This window comes from Kitasatospora sp. NPDC059599, from assembly GCF_042735125.1.
Classification (GTDB): Bacteria; Actinomycetota; Actinomycetes; order Streptomycetales; family Streptomycetaceae; genus Kitasatospora.
In genome coordinates this window covers 1-7520 of sequence record NZ_JBHWCL010000252.1, presented here as the reverse complement: position 1 = coordinate 7520, position 7520 = coordinate 1, and the positions used below count along the sequence as shown (strand labels likewise).

The window sequence follows — 7520 nt, the reverse complement described above, 5'->3', positions numbered from 1 at the left end:
TTGGTTTCAACGGGCCGCGCTTCTGACCGCCCCGCCCCAGGCGCCGGAGCGGCCCGGCCCCCTGGGTGGGGGCCGGGCCGCTCTGTCATTGCGTCACCCGCCGGCGGGATCAGTGGAAGAAGTGCCGCGCACCGGTGAAGTACATGGTCACGCCGGCCTCGGCGGCCGCCGCGACGACCTCCTCGTCACGGATCGAACCGCCGGGCTGGACGATGGCCTTGACGCCGGCCGCGATCAGGATCGCCGGACCGTCCGCGAACGGGAAGAAGGCGTCCGAAGCCGCGTACGCGCCCGAGGCCCGCTCGCCGGCCCGCTCGACCGCGAGCTTGCAGGAGTCGACCCGGTTGACCTGGCCCATGCCGACGCCGACCGAGGCACCGCCCTTGGCCAGCAGGATCGCGTTGGACTTGACGGCCCGGCAGGCCCGCCAGGCGAAGGCCAGCTCGGCCAGTTCGTCGGCGGAGAGCGCCGCACCGGTGGCGAGCGTCCAGTTCGCCGGGTCGTCGCCCTCGGCGTGCACCCGGTCGGCGTCCTGCAGCAGCACGCCGCCGGAGATCGGGCGCACCTCCTGGCGGTTGGCCGGGGCCTCGGGGGCGAGCAGCACCCGCAGGTTCTTCTTGCGGGTCAGCACCTCCAAGGCGCCGTCCTCGTAGCCGGGGGCCACCACGACCTCGGTGAAGATCGGGGCGATCTGCTCGGCCAGCTCGACGGTGACCGGGCGGTTGACCGCGATCACACCGCCGTACGCGGAGACCGGGTCGCACTCGTGCGCCTTGCGGTGCGCCTCGGCGACGTCGGCGCCGGTCGCGATGCCGCACGGGTTGGCGTGCTTGATGATCGCCACGGCCGGCTCGGCGTGGTCGTAGGCGGCGCGGCGGGCGGCGTCGGTGTCGACGTAGTTGTTGTACGACATCTCCTTGCCGTGCAGCTGCTGCGCGCCGGCCAGGCCACCGGTGCCGTCGCTGTACAGCGCGGCGCCCTGGTGCGGGTTCTCGCCGTAGCGCAGCACGTTCTGCCGCTCCCAGGTCGAGCCCAGGAAGGCGGGGAAGCTCTCGTCGCTCGGCGCGTAGCCGGCCTCGAACCAGGAGGCCACGGCCACGTCGTAGGCGGCGGTGTGGGCGAACGCGGCACCGGCCAGGCGCTTGCGGGTCGCCAGGTCGAAGCCACCGTCCTGAACGGCCTTCAGCACGTCGCCGTAGCGGGCCGGGTCGACCACGACGGCCACCGAGGGGTGGTTCTTGGCGGCGGCGCGGACCATGCTCGGACCGCCGATGTCGATCTGCTCGACGCACTCGTCGGGGGTGGCGCCGGAGGCGACGGTGGCCTTGAACGGGTAGAGGTTCACCACGACCAGGTCGAAGGGCTCGACGCCCAGCTCGGCCAGCTGCGCCCGGTGCGACTCCAGCCGCAGGTCGGCCAGCACGCCGGCGTGCACGCGGGGGTGCAGCGTCTTCACGCGCCCGTCCAGGCACTCCGGGAAGCCGGTCAGCTCGGAGACCTCGGTCACCGGGACGCCGGCGGCGGCGATCCGGCCGGCGGTCGAGCCGGTGGAGACGATGGCGACCCCGGCGGCGTGCAGGCCCTGGGCCAGCTCCTCCAGACCGGTCTTGTCGTACACGCTGATCAGCGCGCGACGGATCGGACGGATGTTCTCCGAAACGGGGGGCGTGGTGGAGCTGGCACTCATGCCGGAATCCATACCTTTCGGTCCTCGATGCGGTGACCTTCGCGGGCCAGCCGGCCCACGACGTCGACGAGCAGCTTGCGCTCGACAGTCTTGATGCGCTCGTGCAGCGCGTCGCCGCCATCGGCGTGGTCGGCGTCGACGACCTCGACGACGCCCTGCGCGATGATCGGCCCGGTGTCCACCCCGGCGTCGACCAGGTGGACGGTGCAGCCGGTGACCTTCACGCCGTACGCGAGCGCGTCGGTGACGCCGTGGGCGCCGGGGAAGGCGGGCAGCAGTGCGGGGTGGGTGTTGACGGTCCGCCCGGCGAAGGCGGCGATGAACTCGGGGCCGAGGATCTTCATGAAGCCGGCCGTGACGACCAGGTCCGGCTCGTACTCGGCGACGGAGGCGGTCAGCGCGCGGTCCCAGGCGGCACGGTCGGGGAAGTCCTTCACCCGGTGCACGAAGGTCGGCAGGCCAGCCTTCCCGGCGCGCTCCAGACCGGCGATCCCGTCCCGGTCCGCACCGACGGCGATGACCTCGGCGCCGTACGCCGGGTCCGCGACCGCGTCGAGCAGCGCCTGCAGGTTGGTGCCGGAGCCGGAGACCAGCACCACCAGGCGGGCCGGTCCGGGCGTGCGGGGCGGGAAGTGCTGGGCGGGGGCGGCGGCCACTGCGCGATTCTCCGTAGGTCGGGCGCCGTGCGCTGGTACGTCCACCGGCGGTGGGGCCACTACGAACGGCAGGTCGAGCGAGGGGGAACACCGGGAGAACCCGCCGCGACGCGGGCCCCGGGAACCGATGTGAGCTGCTGACCGTCACCACGATAACGGCTGGTCGGACGGCCTCCGAACCCTCCCGACGGCGCTACGCGCGTAGTTGAGACGGGGATCTCCTCGGGCCCGCAGCACCGGAGTTGCCCCCGGCCGGACCGACCCGGCCGGACCCGGAACCCGGGCCGCCGGTGGGCCGACGAACGGCTGCGGGATCATTGGGTGGCGCGGGAGACCGCGCCGACCGCGAGACCGCGACGACCGCGGGACCCACGGACCGGCTCCGACCCGGCCCGCCGGGTCCCGACCGAGCTCCGACCGACAAGGATTGGCTGAACCCATGAGCAGCGGCGACGAGACCGACGAGCGCAACCCCTTCGCGCCGCCGCCGGCGGACGCCCCGGACCAGCCGTGGCAGCCGCGCAGCCCCTGGACCGGCGAGGGCCCGGACGGCACCGGCGGCCAGGGCGACGGCCGCCCGCAGCTCCCGCCGCCGTGGGGTCAGGGCGACGGCCGGCCCGGCCCGCGGCCCCCGGCCCCGCAGCCGCCCCGGCTCGACCCGGCCGACCCGGCCCACCGCCGGGCCCGCAACGCCGCGCTCGCCGGACCGTTCGCGCTGGTCTGCCTGTTCGCGGGCTTCCACTGGATCGCCCTGCTGATCGGGGTGCTCGGCATCGTCTGGGGGATCGGCGCCCTGCGGAGCCCGAAGGGCGCCCCGGCCGGCGCTCCGTCGGGTGCCACCGGTGCCGCGGGTGCGGTCGGCGCCCCGGGCGCCGTCGGTCCGGTCCCCCGGGGAGCGGCGCCGAACCCGCTCACCCCGGCCGCCCTCGCCGGGATCCTCACCGGCGCGATGACCGTCGTGGTCGCCACCTCGGTGATCGGCCTCAACTACCACTACCGCGACTACGTCACCTGCGTCCGGGACTCGCTCACCACCGCCGGCGTCCAGGGCTGCGACCGCTACGCGCCGCAGTGGTACGTCGACTTCAGCGGGAACACCGAGTAGCCCACCCGACCGCCCGTCAGTCCACCGGGTCCGGCCCCGGGGCCCCGCAGCCGGCCTCGGACAGCCGCAGCACGAGGGCGTGGGCCCGGGCGCGCAGCCGCAGCGCGCCCCGGCGCGTCCACCACGCGAGCCGGGCGTACGCGCTCCGGTCTCCCGCCGGGGCGCTCCCCCGCTCCCCCGCCGCCCCGAGCACCCGGTGCCGTACGAGCAGCGCGCCCGGGACGGCCACCAGCGCCAACCAGCCCGCCGCCGCGAGCCCCGACCGCCACGGCACCGGCCCCAACCAGGCCATCCGGCCACCCGCCAACCCGCCGCCGGACAACCGGCCCAGCAGCGCCGCCCCCACCCCGACCAGCAACGCCGCCGCCAGCGCGGCCGTCACCGTCGCGGCGGGCGGCCACGGCACCGGCCGCCCCCCGGCGCCCCCGGCGCCCCCGGCCGCCGCGCGGCCCAGCAGCACCGCCGGCACCACCCCGGCCAACAGCGGCAGCACCAGCGCCGCCCACCGCCAGCCGCCCGGGCCGTCGGCCGGCAGCAGCGCGAACAGCGGGAACTCCGGCACCGGCCCCAGCGCCGCACCCCCCGGCGACACCACCGACCCGGCCCCCACCACGAACCCAGGGCCCAGCGCGTACGCCGCGCCCCACAGCACCGCGTTCGGCAGCAGCACCAGCGCGAGCAGCAGCAGCGCCGGCAGCGCGACCGGCCCGCGCCCGAGCAGCGCCATCCCGCGCCCGCCGCCGGTCGCCGCATCCAGCACCGCCGACACCGCCACCAGCAGCCCGCCCGCCGCGACCAGCCCGGCCCCGGCCGCCAGCGCCGCGGCCCGCACCGGCACCGCCCCGCCGACCGGACGGTACGGCGGCGGGAGACGGTCCAGCAGGGAGTCGGCGAGCGGGCGGCCCGCGGCCTCCGCCGAGCGGACTCCGGCAGCCGTCGCCAGGGCCGCCACCAGCGCCACCACCAGGATGTCCGGCAGCACCTCGCTGCGGAACGGCCCGGCACCCGCACAGTGCAGCGCCACCGCGACCGCCACCGCGCAGTACCCGGCCCACAACGCCACCGGGCCACCCCAGCGCGACCGCAGCCCGCGCCGCGCCGCCACCCCGGCACCCGCCCGGTGGAGCCGGACCACGGCCAGGGCGCCGAGCAGCAGCGGAGTGACGGTCAGCGGGGCGTCGGCCTCCCCGCGCAGCACCGGCGCACCGTGCCCGATCAGCCACAGCACCCCCGCCAACCGGGTGGCAGCGGCCGGGCCGTCGTCCACGGACGGCGTCACCACCCACAGCCCCAGGACCGGCACTCCGACCACCGCCAGGCCGACCAGCGCCGTCCGCACCCCCGTCAACAGGTCGGCCAGCGCGGGCCGTCCGCCCAATTCGCCCGGCGCCTCCAGGATCGGACGGCCCATCAGCTGCGTCATGGGCCACATGGTGCCAAGGCGACTCGCCATGCTCCGTGAACCGGCAAACCGCCGCCGTGTCCCAGATTATTGGCTTATGCGCATTTTCAGACCCTGTCCCCACGACGCCGGCGTCCCGGCCCGGAGCGTCTGATGACCACGCCGCCCACCGCCGACTCCCCCACCCCCAAGCGCCACCGCGAGACCGCCCGCGCCGACCGCGCCGCGACCGGACTACTGCGGAAGCTGACCCCGCGTGAGGCCCAGACCCTCGCCCACCTCGCCACCGGCCACGACCTCCCCCACACCGCCGCCGTCCTCGGCGTCACCCCCACCACCGCCCGTAGCTACCTCCTGCGCGCCATGCGGAAGCTCGGCGCCACCACCCAGGCCGAGGCCATCACCCTCGCCGCGGGCTCCCTGCCATCCGTCGTGCCCCCCGGACCGGCGAACTTCGCCGGCCTCACCGCCTCCTCCCTCGGCCCCGCCACGTTCACCGTGCGGGATCTCGGGGATCCGGGCCTCCGCACGGGGAGCACGGACGGGCCCGCACGAACGGCCCTCGCCTCGACGGGCGGCCGGGGCGGGGGCGGAGACGACCGTACGGCCTCCCCGGCTCCGGCCCGACAGCCGACGGAGCCGCCCCCGCACGACGCCGCCGACGCCGCCGACGCCGCCCGTCGCCCCGTCACGGAGCAGCCGGCCAGCGGTACGACCGGGCCGACAGCGCCGCCGGGCGACAGTTCGCGCCCCGTCTCGGGCACCCGACGCGGCCGGACCGCACGGCGCGCCCGGCAGGAGCGCGGGGAGGCAACGCACACGCCCCCGAGCAAACGCCCGTCCGCCCGCCCCGAACAGCCGCCCCAGCAGGACCGCACCGGTACCGCCCAGCGGCCCGGCGAACACGGCGAACACGGTGAAACGGTACGGGCACCGTCACCGGCAGCGGCCTCGGTGCCGGCTGCGGCCTCGGTGCCGGGGTCTGCGGCCGCCGCGGACGCCGGACGGCCGCAGCGCCCCGGCGCCGACCGACCGCAGCAGGCTCGGCCGCTCCGGGAAGAACGCCACGGCACCGCGCCGACGGACCCCGCCCCGTCGGCCGCGGGTGGGCCGGGCCGGGCGGGCCCCGCGAACGCGGCGGACCCCGGCACCGCACCGACGGACCCCCGGGCCTCCTCGACGGCGAAGCGGCAGCAGACCCCGCCCGCGGACCCGGAACGGTCCCACCCGGCCCCGGCGGCCGACGGACCGGACCGGAACGGCCCCACCGGCCCGGCGAGGCGTGACGGCGCCGTCCGGGACGCCGGAGCCGCCGCCGTGCCGAAGGGGCCGCAGCGTCCCCCCGGCGGGCCCGCGCGGCCGGGGGCGCCGGGTCAGCCGCCGGCGGCTGACCCGGTCACAGCCGGGCCGACACAAGCGGGCGCGGCAGGCACGGAGGCGCGGGACCGCGCGGCGGGCGGGCCCGCCCACCCCGCGGAGCAGCGCGGGGACCCGTCGCCGGCCACCGCGGCACCGCCCCCGTCCGCCGACCACCCGGTGCCGAGCTTCGAGGAGCTGTACGAGACCGCGCACACGCGCCTGGTGCAGCAGGTGTTCCTGCTGACCACCTGCCGCCACCGCGCGGTGCACTGCGTGCGGCGGGCGTTCGGGGAGGCCCGGCGGGGCTGGCCGGCGGTGGCCGGGTCCGGGGACCCGGAGGGGTGGGTGCGGGTGCGGGCGTGCGAGCTGGCGCTGTCGCCGTGGCACCGGGGCGGGCCGCGCCGGGCGCACGTGTGGGGTCTGCCGCACCGGCGGATCAAGGTGCGCCCGGCGGACGAGTCGCAGGCGGTGCTCCCGGACCACGACCGGCTGACCGACCGGGACCGCGCCCTGCTGAAGGCCCTCAAGCGCCTGTCGCGGCCGCAGCGCCGGGCACTGGTGCTGCACGACGGGCTGGGGCTGCCGGCCGCGGCGATCGCGGTGGAGGTGGAGTCGACGCAGGCGGCCGCCGAGGGCCGGGTGTGGACGGCCCGGGCGGCGCTGGCGCAGTGGGTGCCGGAGCTGGTGGGGCCCGATCCGGCCACGCCGGGCTTCGCGGACGGGCTGAGCCTGCTGCTCCACCGGGCGGCGGTGCGCGGGTGCCCGGAGCCGCACCGGTCGCCGGTGCCGGTGCTGCGGGCCCGGCACCGGCTGTGGACGGCGAGCCGGACGGGCGCGGCCGCGCTGCTGACGGTGGCGGTCGGCGGGGCGACGCTGGCGACCCTGGCGGGGGTGCGGCCGGCGGTGCTGTTCCGTCCGCCGGAGGCACCGGAGCCCGCGCTGTGCCTGCCCGCCGCCGCAGCGGAGGATCCGGGCGTGCCGCTGCAGCCCGGCGGGGTGCCGAACGGCATCAGCAGCCTGTGGTGCAGCCCGGCGCCGGGCTTGGAGGCCGTGGTGGTGGAGCCGCACCCCCAGGCGATCGCCCGCTGGGAGCTGCCGGCGGCGGCCCGGGGCGCGGACGCCCCGCCGCCCCAGGGTCCGGCGGTCTGCCCGCTGTGGTCGCCGCGGCCCTGCACGACCGGGCCGAAGGCGCGCTGAAAACGACGAGCGCCCCCGCCCGGTCCGGGAGGGGGCGCTCGTTGCTCGCAGGGGTGATCATGCCTGGGCCGCGATGATCTCCCCGGCCAGGCGGGCGGTCTCGGACGGAGTCTC

General features: G+C 77.6%; 5 protein-coding genes. 2 read left to right on the top strand and 3 right to left on the bottom strand.

Annotated elements, in window-relative coordinates; genetic code table 11:
• Positions 1 to 109 precede the first annotated feature (109 nt).
• A complete protein-coding gene (purH, locus tag ACFV04_RS42815; protein WP_380341207.1) occupies positions 110 to 1687 on the bottom strand; it encodes a bifunctional phosphoribosylaminoimidazolecarboxamide formyltransferase/IMP cyclohydrolase in 1578 nt (525 codons plus the stop codon).
• Entirely contained in the window at positions 1684 to 2343 is a 660-nt protein-coding gene (purN, locus tag ACFV04_RS42810; RefSeq protein WP_380341210.1) for a phosphoribosylglycinamide formyltransferase, read from the bottom strand. The genes purH and purN overlap by 4 nt, the downstream gene beginning before the upstream one ends.
• 439 nt (positions 2344 to 2782) lie before the next feature.
• Here purN and ACFV04_RS42805 point away from each other — a divergent pair, with 439 nt between their 5' ends.
• Entirely contained in the window at positions 2783 to 3448 is a 666-nt protein-coding gene (locus ACFV04_RS42805; protein ID WP_380536504.1) for a hypothetical protein, read from the top strand.
• Positions 3449 to 3464: 16 nt separating this feature from the next.
• Here the strand turns inward: ACFV04_RS42805 and ACFV04_RS42800 are convergent, their stop codons facing one another.
• A complete protein-coding gene (locus ACFV04_RS42800) occupies positions 3465 to 4871 on the bottom strand; it encodes a DUF6350 family protein (protein WP_380536503.1) in 1407 nt (468 codons plus the stop codon).
• 132 nt (positions 4872 to 5003) lie between these two features.
• Between ACFV04_RS42800 and ACFV04_RS42795 the strand changes: the two genes are divergently transcribed.
• Complete coding sequence (locus tag ACFV04_RS42795; protein WP_380536501.1) at positions 5004 to 7406, top strand: LuxR C-terminal-related transcriptional regulator; 2403 nt, start codon at positions 5004 to 5006, stop codon at positions 7404 to 7406.
• The last annotated feature ends 114 nt before the right edge of the window (positions 7407 to 7520 follow it).